17 protein-coding genes, 3 rRNA genes and 1 other annotated feature are annotated in these 21,830 nt (G+C 44.2%); of the genes, 1 reads left to right on the forward strand and 19 read right to left on the reverse strand.

What is annotated here, in order from left to right:
* Window positions 1-10: 10 nt before the first annotated feature.
* The 6 genes from rbsD to DRED_RS13455 form a co-directional block, all read right to left on the reverse strand.
* A complete protein-coding gene (gene rbsD, locus DRED_RS13430) occupies window positions 11-403 on the reverse strand; it encodes a D-ribose pyranase (protein ID WP_011878833.1) in 393 nt (130 codons plus the stop codon).
* Window positions 400-1,305 carry a ribokinase gene (rbsK, locus tag DRED_RS13435; protein ID WP_011878834.1) on the reverse strand — a complete coding sequence of 302 codons (906 nt, stop codon included), beginning with the start codon at window positions 1,303-1,305 and terminating at the stop codon, window positions 400-402. Before rbsK ends, rbsD begins: the two co-directional genes overlap by 4 nt.
* 220 nt (window positions 1,306-1,525) lie before the next feature.
* A complete protein-coding gene (locus tag DRED_RS13440) occupies window positions 1,526-1,945 on the reverse strand; it encodes a methylglyoxal synthase (protein ID WP_011878835.1) in 420 nt (139 codons plus the stop codon).
* A gap of 151 nt (window positions 1,946-2,096) precedes the next feature.
* Window positions 2,097-2,213 (reverse strand): 5S ribosomal RNA (gene rrf, locus DRED_RS13445).
* 185 nt (window positions 2,214-2,398) lie between these two features.
* A 23S ribosomal RNA gene (locus DRED_RS13450) occupies window positions 2,399-5,992 on the reverse strand.
* Window positions 5,993-6,221: 229 nt separating this feature from the next.
* Window positions 6,222-7,840, reverse strand: a 16S ribosomal RNA gene (locus DRED_RS13455).
* Together the 16S, 23S and 5S rRNA genes form the textbook arrangement of a ribosomal RNA operon.
* A gap of 528 nt (window positions 7,841-8,368) precedes the next feature.
* Here DRED_RS13455 and DRED_RS13460 point away from each other — a divergent pair.
* Window positions 8,369-9,268, forward strand: coding sequence for a radical SAM protein (locus DRED_RS13460; protein WP_420794762.1), 900 nt, complete (start codon window positions 8,369-8,371; stop codon window positions 9,266-9,268).
* Between the two features lie 216 nt (window positions 9,269-9,484).
* On the opposite strand, the gene DRED_RS13465 is transcribed toward DRED_RS13460, so the two are convergent.
* The 13 genes from DRED_RS13465 to minE all read right to left on the reverse strand — a co-directional run bounded on the left by DRED_RS13465 (window position 9,485) and on the right by minE (window position 21,828).
* A complete protein-coding gene (locus tag DRED_RS13465; protein ID WP_011878838.1) occupies window positions 9,485-9,994 on the reverse strand; it encodes a flavin reductase family protein in 510 nt (169 codons plus the stop codon).
* A gap of 22 nt (window positions 9,995-10,016) precedes the next feature.
* Window positions 10,017-10,736, reverse strand: a complete 720-nt coding sequence (gene sfsA, locus DRED_RS13470; RefSeq protein WP_011878839.1) for a DNA/RNA nuclease SfsA — start codon at window positions 10,734-10,736, stop codon at window positions 10,017-10,019.
* Complete coding sequence (gene obgE / locus DRED_RS13475) at window positions 10,720-11,988, reverse strand: GTPase ObgE (protein ID WP_011878840.1); 1,269 nt, start codon at window positions 11,986-11,988, stop codon at window positions 10,720-10,722. The genes sfsA and obgE overlap by 17 nt, the downstream gene beginning before the upstream one ends.
* Window positions 11,989-12,037: 49 nt before the next feature.
* On the reverse strand, window positions 12,038-12,595 hold the full coding sequence (locus DRED_RS13480) for a Spo0B domain-containing protein (RefSeq protein WP_011878841.1): 558 nt from the start codon (window positions 12,593-12,595) through the stop codon (window positions 12,038-12,040).
* A 124-nt stretch (window positions 12,596-12,719) separates the two neighbouring features.
* Window positions 12,720-12,989, reverse strand: coding sequence for a 50S ribosomal protein L27 (gene rpmA, locus DRED_RS13485; protein WP_011878842.1), 270 nt, complete (start codon window positions 12,987-12,989; stop codon window positions 12,720-12,722).
* 37 nt (window positions 12,990-13,026) lie between these two features.
* A complete protein-coding gene (gene rplU / locus DRED_RS13490; protein ID WP_041274625.1) occupies window positions 13,027-13,338 on the reverse strand; it encodes a 50S ribosomal protein L21 in 312 nt (103 codons plus the stop codon).
* A gap of 12 nt (window positions 13,339-13,350) precedes the next feature.
* Window positions 13,351-13,422, reverse strand: a sequence feature (ribosomal protein L21 leader region).
* A 202-nt stretch (window positions 13,423-13,624) separates the two neighbouring features.
* The gene (locus DRED_RS13495; protein WP_011878844.1) at window positions 13,625-15,304 is read right to left on the reverse strand and encodes an Rne/Rng family ribonuclease; all 1,680 of its coding nucleotides are present in this window, start codon (window positions 15,302-15,304) and stop codon (window positions 13,625-13,627) included.
* A gap of 28 nt (window positions 15,305-15,332) precedes the next feature.
* Window positions 15,333-16,025, reverse strand: coding sequence for a TIGR03936 family radical SAM-associated protein (locus DRED_RS13500; RefSeq protein WP_011878845.1), 693 nt, complete (start codon window positions 16,023-16,025; stop codon window positions 15,333-15,335).
* Entirely contained in the window at window positions 16,000-17,874 is a 1,875-nt protein-coding gene (locus DRED_RS13505) for a TIGR03960 family B12-binding radical SAM protein (protein WP_011878846.1), read from the reverse strand. Before DRED_RS13505 ends, DRED_RS13500 begins: the two co-directional genes overlap by 26 nt.
* A 150-nt stretch (window positions 17,875-18,024) precedes the next feature.
* Window positions 18,025-18,906 (reverse strand): M50 family metallopeptidase, encoded by an 882-nt coding sequence (locus DRED_RS13510; protein WP_011878847.1) that lies wholly within the window; start codon window positions 18,904-18,906, stop codon window positions 18,025-18,027.
* Complete coding sequence (locus DRED_RS13515) at window positions 18,903-19,817, reverse strand: murein hydrolase activator EnvC family protein (protein WP_011878848.1); 915 nt, start codon at window positions 19,815-19,817, stop codon at window positions 18,903-18,905. The genes DRED_RS13510 and DRED_RS13515 overlap by 4 nt, the downstream gene beginning before the upstream one ends.
* Before the next feature lie 309 nt (window positions 19,818-20,126).
* The gene (gene rodA / locus DRED_RS13520; RefSeq protein WP_011878849.1) at window positions 20,127-21,365 is read right to left on the reverse strand and encodes a rod shape-determining protein RodA; all 1,239 of its coding nucleotides are present in this window, start codon (window positions 21,363-21,365) and stop codon (window positions 20,127-20,129) included.
* Window positions 21,366-21,549: 184 nt separating this feature from the next.
* Window positions 21,550-21,828, reverse strand: coding sequence for a cell division topological specificity factor MinE (minE, locus tag DRED_RS13525; protein ID WP_011878850.1), 279 nt, complete (start codon window positions 21,826-21,828; stop codon window positions 21,550-21,552).
* Window positions 21,829-21,830 lie beyond the last annotated feature (2 nt).

Consider the following 21,830-nt stretch of genomic DNA (forward strand, 5'->3'; position numbering starts at 1 on the left):
ATGCCCCCCTTTAAAATGCCACCCCAGAATAAAGTATTACATTGGCATAGGGTGTCCACTCACCGGTACGTATAACGGCCCGTGCCCTCTGACTTAGACTTTTTAACTGTTCGTGTGAGACTACCTCTAATGAAACTGGTGTTACTTCATCAGCAATGGACTTTACCAAAGACTGATTAACCTGTAATTCATCAGCTATTACTACTCTCTCAACTACCATTTCGTAAAGAATAACCTGTAGCACAGGCAACAAGGGTGGTATCCCCTTAGTCACAGCCAGGTCAATGCAGTTAACTCCTGGAGGTACTGGTAAACCACTATCTGCAACCACAATGGCATCCCTATGCCCTAGGCTGGCAATTAAGGCAGCTAAATCCCGGTGTAATACTCCTTGTTTCTTCATAACTGGTGTCCCCCTATAAAATTTTCAACTTCCTGGCGGTATGGCAGAGAGGTTTGGGCTCCTTCTTTTCCTACTGATAAAGCTGCCACTGCACTGGCAAACTTGACGGCTTCTTTAACGCCCTTCCGTTCCGCCAGAGCTACACTAAATCCCCCAATAAAGGCATCCCCCGCTGCAGTGGTATCCACTGTTTGAACACGATAGGCCGGTACATTAACCATCTCTGTCTTAGAGGCTATGGTTACCCCTTTTTCTCCTCTGGTTACAATTAAACTGTTCTTTACCTCCTTTCTTAAAGTTACATAGTCATTATCCGGCGAGCCACCCAGCAGAATTGCTTCATGCTCATTGGGCACGAGGTAATCAACGTAACTAAACCATTCTTTGGGTAAAGGCTGGGCCGGGGCAGGATTCAAAATAATTGGTTTGCCATGCTTTACACTCAACATAATAGCCTTATCAATGGTTTTTATGGGAATCTCTAACTGCAGTACAACTACATCTGTCGTGACAAAGTTTTGCTCCCATTCTGACAAATCTGCTTCAGTTATTTCAAAATTAGCTCCAGGAACCACCACAATCTGGTTATTGCCCCTTTGATCCACATTGATTAAAGCTACTCCGGTGCTAGTCGGTACCCTCTTTATCCCACTGGTATCAATATGATCTTCCTTTAAAGAATCTAAAAGACAATCTCCGTATTGATCCTTGCCAACCGCACCCAACATAACAACCTTGGCCCCTAGTCTGGCTGCTGCCACCGCCTGATTAGCACCCTTGCCGCCAGGAACGGTGTTAAAACTATTTCCTAAAACGGTTTCCCCCACTGAGGGAATTCTTTCAGAATAACTGACAAGATCCATATTAATACTGCCAACTACCAATATTCCCGGTGTTGTCACAGACCTGTCCTCCTTAAATAGCCTAGTTCTAAGTTATGGTTAATTTAGGGTAGACATTTTTCAACCTACCTATTCCTTGCCCAATCTCTATAACTATCATGGGTAATTCAAAACTTTTTATACTTTTGATATTGCCGAAAAATAAAAACCCCGCCATCGGTGGATGACAGGGTTTGTTAAGAAACCTTTTTTAAATGTATATTTTTACATCTTGCAGTCACTACTTGTTTAAATTATTCAACAATACTTTGGCTGTACTGATATTGGTAGCAATGGGTATATTATGGACATTACAAATACGGCTTAACGCATTAATATCAGGTTCATGGGGTTGGGGAGTCAATGGATCTCGCAGAAATATGACTAACCCAACTTCACCCTGGGCTATTTTGCCGCCGATTTGTTGATCACCACCCAAAGGACCGGACATATAACACGTTACATCCAGACCTACCTTTTCTTTTATTAAACTACCTGTTGTTCCTGTGCCAATTAAATCATGCTGACTTAACTGCAGTTGAAACTCCTTATCCAAGGCATTTTCAGAATTTTTCACATAACTAAAGGCTAGCCTATAGTGATTCTCTTTATGTTTGATAACATACTCTGCTATTTGTTTTTCTAAGATGTTTTTATTCATCCTCCTAAGCCTCTCCCTTAAGATATAGATACGTATCTTTTTTATGTATACACTAAATAGATGCCTAAGATAAATGAAAAAGTTTTAGATTTTTGATAAAAATATATAAAATAACCCTACAGTTGTAACAACTGTAGGGTTATTAAAATTACTCTGGCGACGACCTACTCTCCCAGGAGCGTGAGCTCCAAGTACCATCGGCCCTGGAGGGCTTAACTGCTGTGTTCGGGATGGGAACAGGTGTACCCCCTCCGGTATCGCCACCAGAAACTTTATGCTATTGGGTATTACTTTTAGGTCAGCCATGGACTGTGGGCCATGTGCCATGAGCTTTTTGGCTTTTCCTTTGAGCAAACAATTTATGTTCTCTCAAAACTGAACAGCTATTTAGTATTGCGTCATATATTTTCAACCTTAGCTCACGGCTCATGGCACATGGCCTAAGGCTTGTTTTTGGTCAAGAACTCGATCTATTAGTACCGGTCAGCTGAAAACATTGCTGCTCTTACACTCCCGGCCTATCTACCATGTAGTCTTCATGGGATCTTACCCTTCTCGAAGTTCGAAATTCGTGGTTCGAAGTTCGATCTAAGTATTTCTTTTGGGTCTTTATTTTTAACAACCCAAAATTCTTACCCAAATTCGAACATCGAATGTCGAAACTCGAACTTCGAGAAGGTGGGAAACCTCATCTTGAAGGAGGCTTCGTGCTTAGATGCTTTCAGCACTTATCCCTTCCGGACTTAGTTACCCAGCACTACCGTTGGCACGATAGCTGGTACACCAGCGGTCCGTCCATCCCGGTCCTCTCGTACTAGGGACAGCTCTTCTCAAGTTTCCTGCGCCTGCGACGGATAGGGACCGAACTGTCTCACGACGTTCTGAACCCAGCTCACGTACCGCTTTAATGGGCGAACAGCCCAACCCTTGGGACCTACTTCAGCCCCAGGATGCGATGAGCCGACATCGAGGTGCCAAACCTCCCCGTCGATGTGGACTCTTGGGGGAGATAAGCCTGTTATCCCCGGGGTAGCTTTTATCCGTTGAGCGACGGCCCTTCCACTCAGAACCGCCGGATCACTAAGCCCTACTTTCGTACCAGCTCGACTTGTTGGTCTCGCTGTCAAGCTCCCTTTTGCCTTTACACTCTAACGTGCGATTTCCTTCCGCACTGAGGGAACCTTTGGGCGCCTCCGTTACCTTTTGGGAGGCGACCGCCCCAGTCAAACTGCCCACCTGACACTGTCCTCATTCCAGCTTCATGGAATTTAGTTAGAATTTCAATATCTAAAGGGTGGTATCCCAACGCTGACTCCACCTACACTGGCGTGCAAGCTTCTAAGTCTCCCACCTATCCTGTACATCAAATACCAAAACCCAATGTCAAGCTACAGTAAAGCTCCACGGGGTCTTTCTGTCCTGTCGCAGGTAGACGGCATCTTCACCGTCATTACAATTTCACCGAGCCCCTCGTTGAGACAGTGTCCAAATCGTTACGCCTTTCGTGCGGGTCGGAACTTACCCGACAAGGAATTTCGCTACCTTAGGACCGTTATAGTTACGGCCGCCGTTTACTGGGGCTTCGGTTCTATGCTTCAGTTTCCTTAACATTTCCCCTTAACCTTCCAGCACCGGGCAGGCGTCAGCCCCTATACGTCAGCTTTCGCTTTAGCAGGGACCTGTGTTTTTGGTAAACAGTCGCTTGGACCTTTTCTCTGCGGCCTTTTCTCGCTCCAATCGTACAATTTTCACGATACCGAGGCACCCCTTCTCCCGAAGTTACGGGGTCATTTTGCCGAGTTCCTTAACGAGGGTTCTCTCGCGCGCCTTAGGATTCTCACCCCACCTACCTGTGTCGGTTTGCGGTACGGGCACCAACTAACCTCGTTAGAAGCTTTTCTTGGCAGTTTGGGATCAGTTACTTCGCTACTTGTTTTCGCTCCCCGTCACCTCTCAGGTTTTATGTAAGACGGATTTGCCTATCTTACACCCTACGGGCTTGGACCAGCTTTTCCAACCGCTGGCTTAACTTACCCTCCTGCGTCACTCCATCCTCATACGGTTTTTGGTGGTATCGGATTTTCAACCGATTGTCCATCGCCTACGCCTTGCGGCCTCGGCTTAGGTCCCGACTTACTCTGGGCGGACGAACCTTCCCCAGAAATCCTTAGGTTTTCGGCGGGCAGGATTCTCACCTGCCTTTTCGCTTACTCATACCGGCATTCTCACTTCTTACCTCTCCACAGCTCCTTTCGGTACTGCTTCAATGTGGTAAGAACGCTCCCCTACCATTCTCGAAGTTCGATATTCGAATTTCGAAATTCGATTATTTCCAAGTTTGTATCAGTTTGTTTAGTTGCCTTCCTAGATAATCGTATTCCTCTTTAAAACCTTCATACTGATCTGATATATATCCAAGGTCTTTGATCATATCTAGTAAAACTGCAACCTCATTACAGGATCCAAGTGCATTTATTAAGAACCTCTTAAAATCATCTACATAGTTCTTTCTACCGTATCCTTCGGCTATATTAAGCGGTATTGATACGGCCGCACGTCTTATTTGGCTCCCTATCTCATACAACTCATGCTGCGGAAAACCCTTTGTTGTTTTGTGTATTTGAAGAGCCAGTTTATATCCCCTCTTGTACACTTCAAGATCATGATAATCTTTTATCATGTGAGTTTTCCTTTCGAACATCGAATCTCGAATATCGAACCTCGAGAATCCAAAGCTTCGGTGATATACTTAGCCCCGTTACATTTTCGGCGCAGGGTCACTTGACCAGTGAGCTATTACGCACTCTTTAAATGGTGGCTGCTTCTAAGCCAACATCCTGGTTGTCTTAGCAACCCCACATCCTTTTCCACTTAGTATATCTTTGGGACCTTAGCTGTTGGTCTGGGCTGTTTCCCTTTTGACTACGAATCTTAGCACCCGCAGTCTGACTCCCGGTTTCTAAAATAACGGCATTCGGAGTTTGATTGGGTTCGGTAACCCGTGAAGGCCCCTAGCCCATTCAGTGCTCTACCTCCGTTATTCATCCACCGAGGCTAGCCCTAAAGCTATTTCGGGGAGAACCAGCTATCTCCTGGTTCGATTGGCATTTCACCCCTACCCACACCTCATCCGCCTCCTTTTCAACGAAGGTCGGTTCGAGCCTCCACTTTATTTTACTAAAGCTTCACTCTGGACATGGGTAGATCACCAGGTTTCGGGTCTACTCCAACGTACACTCTCGCCCTTTTAAGACTCGCTTTCGCTTTGGCTCCGGCTTTCCTGCCTTAACCTGCACGTTAGATGTAACTCGCCGGTCCGTTCTACAAAAAGTACGCCGTCACACTTCGAAGTTCGATGTTCGAAGTTCGTGGTTCGATACACGCATTCCTTTAGGGTCTTTTTTACTTGACCCGTAAGATATGACATGCATTCGAATTTCGAATCTCGAATATCGAACCTCGAATAGTGCTCCGACAGTTTGTAGGCATACGGTTTCAGGTTCTTTTTCACTCCCCTCCCGGGGTGCTTTTCACCTTTCCCTCACGGTACTGGTTCACTATCGGTCGCTATGGGTATTTAGCCTTGGGGGGTGGTCCCCCCTGATTCCCACGGGGTTTCTCGTGTCCCGCGGTACTTGGGATTTCCTCTGTAATGTTCAACCTTTCGTCTACAGGTGTTTTACCTTCTGTGCAGCACCTTTCCAGGTGTCTTCGACTAGGTCTAGTTATCACGTGATGAGGGTCCCGCAACCCCAGATTTCCGAAGAATTCTGGTTTAGGCTCGCCCCTTTTCGCTCGCCGCTACTTGGGGGTTCGATGTTTCTTTCTCTTCCTCCGGGTACTTAGATGTTTCAGTTCCCCGGGTGCCCTCCTCTATGCCTATGGATTCAGCATAGGGTGACGGAGGTTTGCTCCGCCGGGTTGCCCCATTCGGGTACCCACGAATCAATGCCTGCTTGCGGCTCCTCGTGGCTTTTCGCAGCTTACCGCGCCCTTCTTCGGCCCTTAGCGCCTAGGCATCCACCGTATGCCCTTTCTTTCTTGACCAATCTTGCTTTTCGGCTCGGTTACTTTTGGTAACCTACTGAAATTGTTTTTTGTCGACGCTTTACTTGTTTCGCTGTTCAGTTTTCAAAGAACGTTGGTTTTATGATTCTAAAGCATGAGAGTTTGAAAAACAACCAGTAATTTATGGTTGTTTTAGTCTCTCAAAACTAAACAGGTTGATGATGAATGACCGACCTTAGATAATTAGCTTTCGCTAATTTCTCCTTAGAAAGGAGGTGATCCAGCCGCACCTTCCGATACGGCTACCTTGTTACGACTTCACCCCAATCATCGGCCCCACCTTCGACGGTTGCCTCCTTGCGGTTAGCTCACCGGCTTCGGGTGTTGTCAACTTTCGTGGTGTGACGGGCGGTGTGTACAAGGCCCGGGAACGTATTCACCGCAGTATGCTGACCTGCGATTACTAGCGATTCCGACTTCATGTAGTCGAGTTGCAGACTACAATCCGAACTGGGACCGGCTTTCTCAGGTTTGCTCCACCTCACGGCTTCGCTTCCGTCTGTACCGGCCATTGTAGTACGTGTGTAGCCCAGGACATAAGGGGCATGATGATTTGACGTCATCCCCACCTTCCTCCGTTTTGTCAACGGCAGTCACATTAGAGTTCCCACCTTTACGTGCTGGCAACTAATGTTAGGGGTTGCGCTCGTTGCGGGACTTAACCCAACATCTCACGACACGAGCTGACGACAACCATGCACCACCTGTCTCTACGTTATCCCGAAGGATAAGGCTCATATCTCTATGAGTTTCGTAGGATGTCAAGCCCTGGTAAGGTTCTTCGCGTTGCGTCGAATTAAACCACATACTCCACCGCTTGTGCGGGCCCCCGTCAATTCCTTTGAGTTTCAGTCTTGCGACCGTACTCCCCAGGCGGAGTGCTTATTGTGTTTACTGCGGCACTGCAGGGGTCGATACCCGCAACACCTAGCACTCATCGTTTACGGCGTGGACTACCAGGGTATCTAATCCTGTTCGCTCCCCACGCTTTCGCGCCTCAGTGTCAGTTACAGTCCAGAGAGCCGCCTTCGCCACTGGTATTCCTCCCAATATCTACGCATTTCACCGCTACACTGGGAATTCTGCTCCCCTCTCCTGCACTCAAGTCCACCAGTATCAGAGGCAATCACGGGGTTGAGCCCCGAACTTTCACCTCTAACTTAATGCACCACCTACGCGCCCTTTACGCCCAGTAAATCCGGACAACGCTCGCTCCCTACGTATTACCGCGGCTGCTGGCACGTAGTTAGCCGGAGCTTACTCTTCAGGTACCGTCATTTGTTCTTCCCTGAAAACAGAGGTTTACAACCCGAAGGCCTTCTTCCCTCACGCGGCGTTGCTCCGTCAGGCTTTCGCCCATTGCGGAAGATTCCCCACTGCTGCCTCCCGTAGGAGTCTGGGCCGTGTCTCAGTCCCAGTGTGGCCGTTCGCCCTCTCAGGCCGGCTACCCATCGTCGCCTTGGTGGTCCGTTACACCACCAACTAGCTAATGGGACGCGGATCCATCTGATAGCACGATAGCTTTCCTTACAGAGCCATGCGACTCCGCAAGCGTATCCGGTATTAGCAGCCGTTTCCAGCTGTTATCCCGGTCTATCAGGCAGGTTATCCACGCGTTACTCACCCGTTCGCCACTATCTTCGAAGTTCGACGTTCGAAATTCGTGATTCGATCCAAGCATTTCTTTGGGGTCTTTTAAATGACCCTTAAGCTTTACTCGAACTCAAAATTCGAACCTCGAATGTCGAACCTCGAAGACCGTTCGACTTGCATGTGTTAAGCACGCCGCCAGCGTTCGTCCTGAGCCAGGATCAAACTCTCCGTAAAATATTTCTCGCACCCTTTAGGGTGTGCAATATCTTAAAGAGTTTTGGCTCTTTTTTTATCCTTGATTTACTCGCTAGCGTTTTTTAACGCTTGACGAGGATGTTTTTTGTGGTCATTCATAGTTTCATCTTTACGATGACTTTTGACTTGACCTTTTTTGCATCCATCATCTCTGTTTAGTTTTCAAAGACCAGGTCGTCGTTTTTGCAACTTTTTAAGTGTACCACTTTTGTTGCTTTTAAGCAAGTGGTAATTTATTTCATCACCTTTCGGCGACATTTGTTATGTTATCACATTTATTATTATGTTGCAAGTATTAATTTATACATTATATTTTCTACTTTGTTTAGGGGTGGCATAAGTGACCATTAATAAATAAAATAACTGCCTTGGCTGTCAACCGGCTATGCCATGAACGTTCCTAGCCGCTCCTTATACAATAATACATACAATAAGTATGCAATAACCCTATGTAAAGTAAAACTATGGTACTATTATATAAATATTACACTTTAATTATTAGGGAGAGTGATAAAATTGTCTGGCAACTCTCAACATGTTATTTACCGTCCGCCCAGTGAGGCGAAAAGTTTTATCCTGCGTGTTACTGAAGGCTGTTCTCATAATAAATGTACTTTTTGTTCTATGTATCGTAACATTCGTTTTCGTGTCCGGTCACTGGATGAAGTGGAATGTGAGATCCAACAAATGGCTTCTTTCTATCCTGGTTTAAGGCGAGTTTTTTTAGCAGACGGTAATGCTTTGGTCTTAAATACGGACAAATTGCTGGCCATCATGAAAAAACTCCATGTGGCATTTCCCATGCTTACACGGATTACCTGTTATGGCGCACCGAAGGATATATTGCATAAAAAACCCGATGAATTGAAAGCACTTCAAAGGGCCGGGTTGCAAATTATTTATCTAGGAATAGAAAGCGGCGATGATCAGGTGTTAAGCGACATTAATAAAGGGGTTACAGCCAACGAGATGATCGCAGCTGGTCAAAGAGTACTGGAAGCGGGTATCAAACTTTCTGCCATGGTCATCCTGGGGTTGGGAGGCCAACAATATACCAACAGTCATGCTTTAAATACAGCCCGTGTGATTAACGCCATTGGCCCTACCATGTTGGGAGTCCTGACTTTAGCTCTTTTTGACGGGACACCGTTAAAGGATGCCGTGGATCGTGGAGATTTCCTCCCTTTAACAACCAGAGAAACGTTGTTGGAGTTAAAAGAAATGCTGGAAAATATAAATGTACAACAGCCTTGCATTTTTCGATGTAACCATATTTCAAACCTACTCCCACTTAAGGGGGTTCTGAACCGAGATAAGGCCCAACTTTTAGCTGATGTCCAGGAAATGCTGGAATTTCTGCAAAATAATTCTTACAATCACCAAAACATTAATCCAACTCATTTTTAGGGTATGGCACGCCTATAGGGCATAACTAACCAAGTTTTCTTGGCTTCAATTCTTTACACTTTTTTATGTGAACAATACTTCCTGTATAAAGAAACGTCTGGCATCCCTTACTTTGGGTTGCCAGACGTTTAATGTTATCTTTATTTAATATAAAAGACCTCATAATTAACATAATACTTCTTTAGGATATACTTTCGAAAACTCGTATTTCCCAAACTATTCCTTTACATAGCTGGCTACAATTTCACCATAGTACATGACATGGTAGTCCCCTTTGGCATAAGCCAATTTCTTGATACTGGGATCCACTAGGGCTGGTTCCATAACCTGTTGATAAACAAGTTTGCACTCATAGTGTAGATCACATTCTCCAATGATGGGGCTATTTACAACCTTTCCTTGTTCGGGGGTAAGATTGCATTCTTTGAACTTGTCTATATCACGTCCAGATTTTGTACCACATGCAGCTAAAGCCTTTTTAAGGTCCTTGTTAAGGGGAATACTAACTGTAAAATCTTTGGCATTCTCGATCAACTGATAAGTATACCGGGAAGGACGGACCATAACCATAAAAACCGGCTTTTGCCACATGAAGCCTAAAGTACCCCAACCAATGGTCATGGTATTGACCCTATCTTGGTCATCCTTCACCGTTAAAAATGCACCTTTCGGAAGCTGTTCTAATAGTTCCCTTAGGTGGTCGTTAAACTTAACATCTTCTTTCATGAAAATCCCCCTTTGCTTTTCTCTATAACTGAACAGGAATATATTTCTTAAGCCTAACTGTATTCAGCGACACATCACAGGCTAAAGCATATATTTCAACTCCTGCTTCAATTGCTTGGGAAAGTGTTTGGCTAAAAACCGGATCAGTGATACTATTGGGCGAAAAGCTCCTTGCATCGTCCCTTTGGATGATAAAAATAACCGCGGATCGGTACCCTTCACCCACAGCTCTAGTTAGTTCGGAAAGGTGCTTGGAACCCCGTTCCGATGGAGCATCTGGAAACTTCGCAACCCCTTCGTCCACCAGAGTTACCGATTTTACTTCAATAAAGCAACGGCCTGCTTCTCCCTTAAGATAAATATCAAAGCGACTTTCACCGTAACCTACTTCCTTTTTTACCTCTTCATACATAGCAAAGTGACTGATAGCCCCTTCAGACAAAACCTTGTACATTAATCTGTTTGGAAGTAAGGAATCCACTGAAACCATTATATCATCGTATTTAGCCAAATGAATACGATATTGTGTTTTTCTTCCCTTGGGCATGGGGGATATATAAACAATATTGCCGGGAAAAAGTAATTCTCGCATTCTTCCGGAACTTGGAACATGGGCGGGGCAAATATGCCCCGCCACTTGAACCATCCCTACAAAACGATTTACTCTTTCCACAAATACTGCCTCAATCAGTTCAGGTAATACAATTTCTATGTTAGAGGCATGGTTATTCAGACCATTCAAATTCCCAGTCTCCAATTCGAACAATATCGCCTACTTTAACTCCAGCCTCAACAAGCCCATTCTCTAATCCCATCATTTTCATAATTCTTTGCAACCGTTCAAGTGACTGATCTTCTTCCAGATAGGTCATGGCCACATGACGCTCAATTTCTTTGCCGGTGACACGCCAGTTACCGTCGATATCCCTCTTAATGTTAAACCTTTCTTCTGGTTCAAACATTACATCCTCTTCGGGTTGTTCTGGCTCGATTTTGGGTAATTGTGCCAATAGTTCAGCCACCCGATGGATAACTTTATCCAATCCCTGGTTGGTGGCAGCGGATATGGGATAAATTTCGAATTGCTCTCCAAACTCTTCTCTAAGACGTGCTAAATTTTCCTCTGCCAGAGGGATAATATCCATTTTATTAGCCGCAATAATTTGGGGTCTTGTTGACAACCGTGGATCATAGAGTTCTAATTCGCGATTAATAATTTTAATATCTTCCACGGGGTCCCGCCCCTCGGTGCCAGCGGTATCCACCACGTGAATCAACAACCGAGTGCGCTCGGTATGACGTAAAAATTCATGCCCAAGGCCAACCCCCTGGGAAGCACCCTCAACTAAGCCTGGTATATCTGCCAACACGAAACTTCCTTCTTCTCCGGCTGACACAACTCCCAAATTGGGAACCAGAGTAGTAAAGGGGTAATCAGCAATTTTCGGTTTAGCAGCGGAGACCATAGAAATAAAGGTGGACTTACCGGCATTGGGAAAACCAATGAGACCAACATCCGCAATAACTTTTAACTCCAACTCTAACCACAATTCTTCCCCTGGCTCACCTTTTTCTGCAATACGAGGTGCTTTGTTGCTACTTGAAGCAAAATGGACATTACCCCGACCGCCTCGGCCCCCTTTAGCAATAACAACCTGCTGCCCATTTTCCAGCAGATCTGCAATTAGTCTACCTGTTTCAGCTTCACGAACCACGGTACCTGTGGGGACTTTAACCAGTAAATCCTCGCCTGCCGGGCCATTCATATTTTTACCCATTCCGTGACCGCCACGCTCTGCCTTAAAGTGCTTCTTGTAACGGAAATCCTGTAGTGTATTCAGTCCTTCGTCGGCTATAAAGGTTACATCCCCACCGTGGCCGCCATCTCCGCCCCATGGGCCGCCAAAGGGTACATATTTTTCACGACGCATGGCGATACAACCATTGCCACCGTCTCCACCCTTGACGTAAATTTTTGCCCTATCATAAAACATTGTTATTCATCACCCAATACTATTATTTACCGCCTTAATTTTCCTAAGCCTATTTCTTTGGAAATATCATATAGATTTCTGCTTCTTTTTCTGTTACAGCCATTTTAGAGTTGCTGTTGTAAGCTGCCAACGCTTCAGAAAGGCTCATTTGCTCCTGGGCATCTTTCACAACTTCAGCAGGGACTCCCGGAAAGCCAAGTTTGATTGTAATCTTTTTTTCTCCCTCACTGATCGTTAACCGCATCCTTCGATCAGTTACTTCCGGTGGTGTTAGAAACTTTAAAGCATGCTTTATGCAACGGCTAAGAGCAGAAGCTACCGCCTCTCCTGGAACATCCAGCGATGCTAGATTAGTCGTTATATCAAATTGAAAATTAATTTGGCATTTACTTGCTTCGTTGCTGGCAACCAGCAAAACAGCCTTAACTTCTGGGGATTTGATCCGGGTAATTTTACTTAAATTCTCGTATTCTACACAAACCTGATTTATATAATCCCGTACCCTTTCCCCTTTATTCAACTGAAGTAAGCCTGAAATAACCTGTAAATGATTTAAGAAATCATGTCTTTGTACCTGAATAACTTCCAGCAGGTTTTTAATATCCACTTTCATACTTCCTTTCGGAGTTTATCTCCAAAAGAAGTTCGACAATCTGGATTTATTTTCCTTCATTGCTAAATATTAAAAAACCAGCCTGTTCCAGGCTGGCTTTTTGTTTATTTCGGAAAATTTACTGAGCTACAACTTCCGGCACGACAATACTTACTTGTTTCTTGTCCCTGCCCTTACGCTCAAATTTAACAATACCGTCTACTTTTGCAAACAGGGTGTCATCGCCACCGCGACCAACGTTGTCACCAGGGTAAATCTTGGTACCACGCTGTCTTACCAGAATGCTACCAGCGGAAACGAATTTACCGTCGCCTTCTTTTACCCCAAGCCGTTTAGATTCGGAGTCACGACCGTTCCGGGAACTACCCACACCTTTCTTATGAGCCATAGATCCCACCTCCTATCGGGGTTCAAATATGAAATAATTAAGCTTCAATCTTTTCAACAACCACCTGAGTGAAAGGTTGACGATGACCTTTCTTACGGCGGTAATTTTTCTTAGGTTTGTACTTGAATACAATAATTTTTTGGCCCTTGCCATGGCGAACTACGTTGAGAACTACTTTAGCACCATCCACTTTAGGAGCACCAACTGTTAGTTGGCCATCCTTTTCCACCAGCAGAACATCAGTTAATTCAACTTTTTCGCCAGCATCAGCATTCAGCTTCTCAATGTACAGGGTGTCACCTTCCTGAACCTTGTACTGTTTGCCACCAGTAACTACTACTGCGTACATACCTACACCTCCCCATCTTTTAGGACTCGCCATGAAGGTACCCTAAAGGGTTTAGCACCTTTGCTGTGCGGTATGTAGGTTAGAATACACCTACAAGTCTATATTCTATCACATTTGTGATATTTGTCAATCTAATCCCTCGGTGTAAGGGTTTCCACTAACTAAAAGTGAAGTGAGAAGTGGGAGGTGAGAGGTTAGAAAATCTCACTTCTCGCCTCTCACCTCTACAGTTTATAAGCCTATATTTAGTTCAAAATGTCATTCTGTCTTCCAGTCTTCATGGATATCAAACCAAACGTGCCTTTGCATAGGTCCGGTGCACCTTGATTACCTCCACTGAGACCAGTTCTCCCACCAGGGCCCCTCCCCCATCCACATCAATAATAAAACCATCTAGGCGAGCGATACCGTCACTGGGATTGGATATGTGGGGTTCTTCCACTTTGACCTCAATAATTTCACCAGCCTTTACAGGGACCGTTTGAGAGTAGATTTCTTCTTGGTCTGAAAGAGGCTTGATAGTGACTTGTTCAAGGTGATGAGTGGCAGAACCTCGAATATAAAGATTCTTGCCAGTTTTCTGCTCCAATTCCCGTAGGTTGGCCCCACCAGCCCCAATGATTCTAGCAGCCACAACGGGGTTCGCCTCAACTAAAATGGTATCAGCCAGTGTTTGGCGCGCCAATTGATAAATCTGGTTCTTTAGCTTAATGCCAACGGTTTCTTCAGATAGCACCTTACCTCGACCTTCACAATAGGGGCAAGATTTTTGAACCACTTCTGCCAGAGATGGACGCACCTTTTTTCGGGTCATTTCCACTAAACCCAGTTGTGTGATTCCTAAAATATTGGTTTTTGTTTTGTCTTTTTTTATTTCCTCTTCTAGGGTGCTTAATACTTGACTCCGGTGTTCTTCTTCAACCATATCGATAAAATCAACAATGATAATACCACCAATATTTCTCAAACGAAGTTGACGGGCAATTTCTACAGCAGCATCTAGATTAGTTTTTAGCACAGTATCTTCTAGGGTGGTACTGCCTACGAACTTCCCTGTATTTACATCAATGGCCGTCAGGGCCTCGGCTTGATCTATTACTAAGTAGGCACCACATTTTAACCATACTTTCCTTTTAAGTGCCTTTTCCATTTCAGTGGATATTCCATAGTCCTCAAAAATATTTTCACGCTCATCCAAAAAAACCTTCAGCTTTAAGCGGGAATCAATCATATCTAGGATTTCCAGAGTCTTCTCATACTCACTACGAGAATCCACCGTTAAACGATCAACATCTTCACTAAAAACGTCTCGTAACATCCTTTGCACCAATTCCACGTCTCGATGCAATAGGTTAGGTGCAGAACAGTTGGCTGCACAGTTCTGAATTCTTCGCCAAAGTTTTGTCAGCAAAATAATATCTTGCAAAAACTCCTCTTCATCCACCCCTTCAGCCACCGTTCTAACAATGACCCCCATCCCCTCGGGCTTTACTCTGTTGGCTAACTCCTTTAACCTCTCCCGTTCTTTTTCTGTCTCAATACGACGGGAAATACCAATGTAGTCAACGGTGGGCATGAGGACTAAGTACCTGCCTGGCAAGGTTATATGGGTAGTTACCCTGGGCCCCTTGGTACCAATAGGTTCCTTAACAATTTGAACAATAATTTCTTGACCCTGTTTTAAAATATCAGCAATATTTACGGGATAGCCTGATTGATTGGCTGCTTCAGGGTTCCTGGATGGCTGGGCATCTTCTACATAAAGAAAAGCATTTTTTTCTAAACCAATATCAACAAAGGCAGCCTGCATACCGGGTAGAACGTTTTCTACTTTTCCTTTAAAAATGTTGCCTACCAGACGTTGGTTGTGAGAACGCTCTATGTACACTTCCATCAACACCCGGTCTTCCAGTACGGCAACCCGTGTTTCCTCTTCTTGAACATTAATAACAATTTCTTTTAACATTTTGAACTTCCTCTCTTACTGCTGGCCATTAGACCTCCCAGAGAGAAATCGGGCCAGTGCCGTCATCGGCGTACAGGGCCGTACGACGTACCCGGTAATCATCCGGATCAACTGGAACCCCGTTTTTGTAAAGCTTTTTAAAAATTTCTTCGGGGCGAACATTTCCCGTACTGCCAATGAGCAATTCCATTTTTATTTCTAGTATATGCCCCTTAACATCACCAGCTAGACTAAAAATTCCTGGACGAATATTAACTTCCTTTACTTTACCCTTAGTTTCTCGGGTTACGATAATTTCCTCTTGCTCTAATAATTTATCAATGGTGGCCTTCAATTGCCCTTCGGAATAACCTGTGGGAAGCGGTGCTGTTGCCCAATAATCAGCCCGTGAGACAATTGACATGAGAGTAACAGCCCGATCTTCAATTTGTTTTATATCCAGTATTTTATATCCTTCAGGCAAATTAGGTTCCAGTCTAAGTGCAATTTCTCTAGGATCTAAGTATTCTTTTAGTTCCATATCCATATATTCCTCCAATCCCGCTATGCCAACCGGTAACGGGACCGCAAAGCTAAATTTGGGGTGGGGGTTAAAGCCCTCAGAAAATGCCACTGGTAACTTCGCCCTTCTGGTAGACCGATCAAAGAACCGCACCATGTCCAGATGAGAGCTATACCGGGCCGGACCTTCTTTACTATACTTCACCCTGTATCGGGGCAATATCCACACCTCCCAAAATCATTGGTCTAATTTCAAGGGTTGGGCAAAGACCACAGCCGGTGCACTTACCATTTCGGCAGTCCATGGTGGGTTCACTCCCCATTGCCTTTTTGTGTTCTCTCATTAAAAATCTTTTGCTTACCCCTGCTTCAATGTGATCCCAGGGCAACACTTCTTCATAACTGATTTCTCGATATGCATACCACTTTGGATCCAATTTTTCGCCGGTAAAGGCCTCCATCCAAAGAGTATAGTTAAAATGTTCCGACCATCCGTCAAACCGGGCACCTTTGGACCAAGCAGTTTCCAAAACATTGCCCAAACGACGATCTCCCTTTGCAAAGACAGCCTCTAGGAAACTGGTCTCCGGGTCATGCCAGTTATAAGAGATCCGTTTATCCCTTAATCTTTCTTTTAGGTATTTTTGCTTATCGCGTAGTTCCTGCAAAGTATTCTGGGGTTCCCATTGAAAAGAAGTATGGGATTTAGGTACAAAGGATGACGTACTTACCGTTACTTTTAAGCGTCCCCTGGGTACGCCACACTCTTGGCCAATTTTCACCACTTTCTTAGCCATTTCTGCAATACCATCAATATCCTCATAGGTTTCAGTGGGCAGCCCAATCATAAAGTAGAGTTTAACAGAAGACCAGCCATTTTGAAAAGCGGAAGTAACCGCATCAACAAGATTCTGTTCTGTTACATTTTTATTAATAACATCTCGTAAACGCTGGGTACCGGCTTCCGGAGCAAAGGTTAACCCACTCTTGCGTACTTTTTGCACTTCTTTGGCCAGATCAATGGAGAAAGCATCTAACCGTAGAGAAGGCAAGGAAACATTAACCCCCCGTTCCCCATAAATATCCAGTAGATTTTTCACCAGAGGTGCTACCCCCGTGTAGTCTGCAGTGCTTAACGAAGTAAGAGAAATCTCATCATGGCCAGTATTGGCAATCATTTCTTCTACCTGTCGGACTAAGGTTTCCGGCTTTTTCTCTCTGACAGGTCTGTATAAAACACCAGCCTGACAAAAACGACACCCCCGGGTGCAACCACGTAGGACTTCCACCATCACCCGGTCATGAACAACACCCATGGTAGGTACTATGGGGTTGGTGGGAAAGTCCACGTTATCAAAATCCTTTATAATTCTTTTGCCAATTTTTTCGGGGACACCATCCTTAGTAGGCACTATTGCTTTAACAGTTTGGTCGTCGTTGTATTTGACATCGTATAAGGAGGGTACATAGACACCAGGAATGTGTTTAGCAAAATATAACAGCATATCCTGGCGGTTAGTCCCCTTCTCCTTCAGTTCCTTGTAAACATCAATTAATTCATGGATGACTTCTTCCCCTTCTCCGATCACGAAAAGGTCAATAAAATCGGCAATGGGTTCAGGATTAAAGGCACAGGGTCCCCCTGCAATAACTAGGGGCATGTTGGCATCCCGATGTTTAGAACGTATCGGTAGCCCAGCCAGATCCATCATATTTAGGATATTGCTGAAACTCATTTCATACTGCAAAGTAAACCCTAGAATATCGAAATCCACCAGTGGACGCTGGGATTCCAGGCTAAATAATAGTACTTTTTCTTTGCGAATTTGTTCTTCCATATCTGTCCAAGGTGCAAAGACCCTTTCCATCAAGGCATCCTTTCGCTTATTCACCACATGGTAAAGGATCTGTAGGCCCAGATGGGACATGCCTACTTCGTAGACATCCGGAAAAGCAAAGGCCATTTTTACATCCACCTGATCCCAATCCTTTTTCACTGCGTTCCATTCACCGCCAGCATAGCGTGACGGCTTTTGAACTCGGGCAAGTATCTTATCCAGTTTATTCATTCTGTTCCTCCATTTATAACAGGTCCAATAACAATACTGCTATTCTATTATTGCCCAATTTGGCTTTGAAAAATATTCCTTTTTTCTCTTTCTACATGTAGTATTGTAAATCCTGCAAAGAAAACGGACCCAATGCAGGTCCGCATTCCCCTAATCTCTGGGCTTTATCAATAACCCAATAGGAGTTTCCATGCCCTGGTCAAACAGTGCATCCACCACCTGCACTTCACTGATCTGGCCTAAGTAATTCATTTGATTATTTAGTAATAGAATCAGATGAAACTTCTGGGGCACAAATAGTCTTACGATCTCCTTTAAGGGAACATCCTCCCGGACAACCAGTTGTTCCACCGGTAATATCCCTGCTTGAATCAGTTCCTCCTTTTTCTGAGCCAAATGCCTAACAAATAGATAAGGTGCCATATTTTTTTCCTTTGTGGCAGCATAAAGAACAAAAAAAGCAATAATGATCACATCTAGTCCAACAATTCGTTGTAAAAAACCCATTATACCTAAACAGATCACCGCCACGGCAACTACTTGACCTATTCTTGCAGCTGTCAGTGTGGCCTGGGATACTCCAACATGGGTTGCCAGTAAAGAGCGCAATATTCTGCCTCCGTCAAGGGGAAGGGCCGGCAGAAGATTAAAAAGAGCTAACATGACGTTGATCTGCAAGAAAAACGGACCCAATTCATTGGACCATATCCCCAAATTTTTTAATCCCATTGCTAGCCCTATTAATAAGACATTGGAGGCTGGACCCGCCATTGCCACAGCAACTTCCTTACCAGGCTCTACACTCATTTCACCGCCCATTCTGGCAACGCCACCAAAGGGAAGTATTTCAATGTCAATAACCCGTACCCCCATGAATTTGGCTACCAGTGTATGGGCTAGTTCATGAAATAATACCAGCCCAAAAATAATTAAACCCTTTTCCAACACCCCAGCTACAAAATATAGTCCTAGAAGAACAAGGAACAACAGGTTAAAGTGGATTTCGATCCCCCATAGGTGACCTACTTTCATTGCTTATCAGTTTCCTGTTCTCTATTCGTTTTGTTGCTGGTATTCTTGGATTGATCATCCGTGGACTCTTCTTTTAGCTCCTGTTTGTTTTGCTCTCCTTTATCTTCTGGTGTTACTGTATTGGTCATATTGATCTTTTTTAAGGGGTCTACCAATTTGTCATTTTCCCTCACCTCAAAGTGAAGTACGGGATCTCCTTGGCTTTGTTCCGCAATTGTCCCTAATACCTGACCTTCCTGCACCGGATCATCTTCTAGGACAGAAATATCATTTAAACCTGCATAAAGAGTATATCCTCCTTTTTGGTGTTCAATCAATACAAATTCCCCATAGGCCCGATCATATCCAATACGACTAACTTTCCCCGGCTGCACAACCTTTACCGGTGAACCCACAGGTGCACTGATATCAATTCCTGGGTTAAAACGTTCCAGATTATCTTCAGTACTCTTTGACCAACCAAACTCCTGTACAACACGACCTGATACAGGAATGGCCCAAACCCCATCCTGTACAGGTTCTGTGGTAGCGGGTAAAACAGGATTGGATAATTCATGAAACAACGGCCAGTCCATATTTACCGTCTGCAAGCCAAAGGCAACCGCCTTATCCAGCACAGGTACTACATTCCACTCAGTGGTCAAGGCAACCTTTAGATTCTCCCTGGCCTGCTGGCTCCATGGATGAGGAGACTCCTTAATCACCAATAATATTGCAAATATTCCCAGTGCAGCGACAATTCGGTAGAAGGTTTTCCAACCCCTACTACTTTGTTTTTTACGTTTCCAATTATCTCCGGAATAGAGCATACTGGCCCAATCGTCATTGTTGCTATTGTAACTGTAGTAATTGTTTAAAGGGTCTCTTTTTTTCTTTTTATACCAGTCAAAGCTGAACCTTCTTATTTTCACCTTAAATCCCTCCTAGGAAACTATTGCTCGTGCAACTAGTACAATATATTTAATTAGAGGGACAAATATGACAAGCCTGTTTTGCTTATGGGTATTTCTTTATGGGGCTATGGGCTTTGGGCCGTGAGCCTTGAGCTTTTAACCGTTAGCCAATGGGTTGTGAGCTCTATAAAAACAAAAAGTTCCGGCCTATGGATGACCGAAACTTCTAACACAAACTTTTAACTCATTGCTTATGGCTCACATCCCACCCTAAAGGTCATCTCTTAAGCTCATGACTTAACCACAGAGCCCATCCCCACTTCTACGCTAAAACACAATCTTTTGCCTTCGAATATAAACATTTAGCAAGATACCAATGGCAATTAAGTTGGTTAGCATGTTGCTGCCACCGTAACTAAATAATGGCAAGGGAACTCCCGTTACAGGCATAATGCCTGAAACCATGCCAACGTTGATTAAAATATGCGAGGTTAGCATCCCAAGCACTCCGGTGGCTAATAATGTACCATTCAAATCTCTAGCCTCTGATGCAATCCGTATACCTCGATACAAAATAATAAAAAAGAGGATCAATAGTGCTGTAACTCCAATAAAACCCATCTCCTCACCCACCACCGAGAAGATAAAATCTGTATGCTGTTCGGGCAAGAAGTTTAACTGGTTTTGGCTCCCATTATAAATTCCTTTGCCTTCTAAACCGCCGGACCCAATGGCAATCTGGGACTGTACCACGTGATAACCGGCACCGTGCCATTGCTTCCAAGGATCAATAAAAACCAGTAAACGATCTAACTGGTATTCCTTTAAGGGAACCCATAACCCTATTTTAAAGTGTAACCAAACCCATCCTATGGCCGTTGTCCAACCACCCAGGAACAAGCCCCCAATTAACTTGGTATTTGGACTTGCTACATACAGCATGCCAAACATAATAGCTACAAATACCAGTGTGGTTCCCAAGTCTGGCTGTTTTAATATCAATAACATGGGTACGCCCACATGAACAAAGCAGGGAATTAAATCTTTAAAGGTTTTTAATTTACCCTCCCGCCTACTTAGAAAATCGGCAAAGGTGATAATTATAAAGATTTTGGCAAATTCAGATGGCTGTAGTTTAAAGGCCCCTAAATCAATCCAACGGGTCGCTCCCTTAGCACTATGTCCCAAAGGAGATAACACGACTAACAGCAACAATATATTCACAACATAGATGGTTTTCCTGTGACGTCGGAAATCCTCATAGGGTATTGAAATTACCATACTCATCACAAATAAACCCGCTAGAAACCAAAGGATCTGCTTTTGAACAAAACCACTGAAGAAAATTTTTGCATACTTTAAGATAGAGAAACTCACGGGTTGGCTTGTATTATAGTTATTGTACTTCAAAGAATCCTTGTTCCACATTTCCTGATGCTGACGAAAATCCATCGGGCTGCTGACCACAGTTGCACTGCTAATGATAACTAAACTAAAACAAACAATCAGTATTACAGCAATAAGTAAAGTATAATCTAGGTTTCTGACAAAACGCTTGTCCACCATATAAAGATGAACACCCCCTTAACCTATAAATTATATAATACACAGGTTCAAAAAAAAAGGGGGGCAAGGTTAAGCCATTATCAGTGGTCGGCAAGCCTTATCTGCTCTTATTCATGCCGGAAAGTTTTATACTTTCCAATATGCCAAAAAAAGTTATAAGGAGATGCAGAGCATCTCCTTATAACTATAGCACCGGGCTATTAGCCCTCTTTAAACGTTTTACCGGTATATTTGCCACCAGGGCTACCTGATTATCATCACCGTCCAGACTTACTTCCAGGGCCTTATCATCAATTTCCATATAATTCGATATAACCTTAATCAGGTCATTTTTTAAGGACGTCAGTAGCTCAGGTGAAACATTGGCCCGGTCGTGTACCAATACCAGTCTCAGTCTCTCCTTGGCTACATTCTTGCTACTGGATGATTCTCGCCCAAAAAACCTGTTCAAAAACTCTAACACAC

It is taken from the genome of Desulforamulus reducens MI-1 (genome assembly GCF_000016165.1).
In the GTDB taxonomy this organism is placed as follows: domain Bacteria; phylum Bacillota; class Desulfotomaculia; order Desulfotomaculales; family Desulfotomaculaceae; genus Desulfotomaculum; species Desulfotomaculum reducens.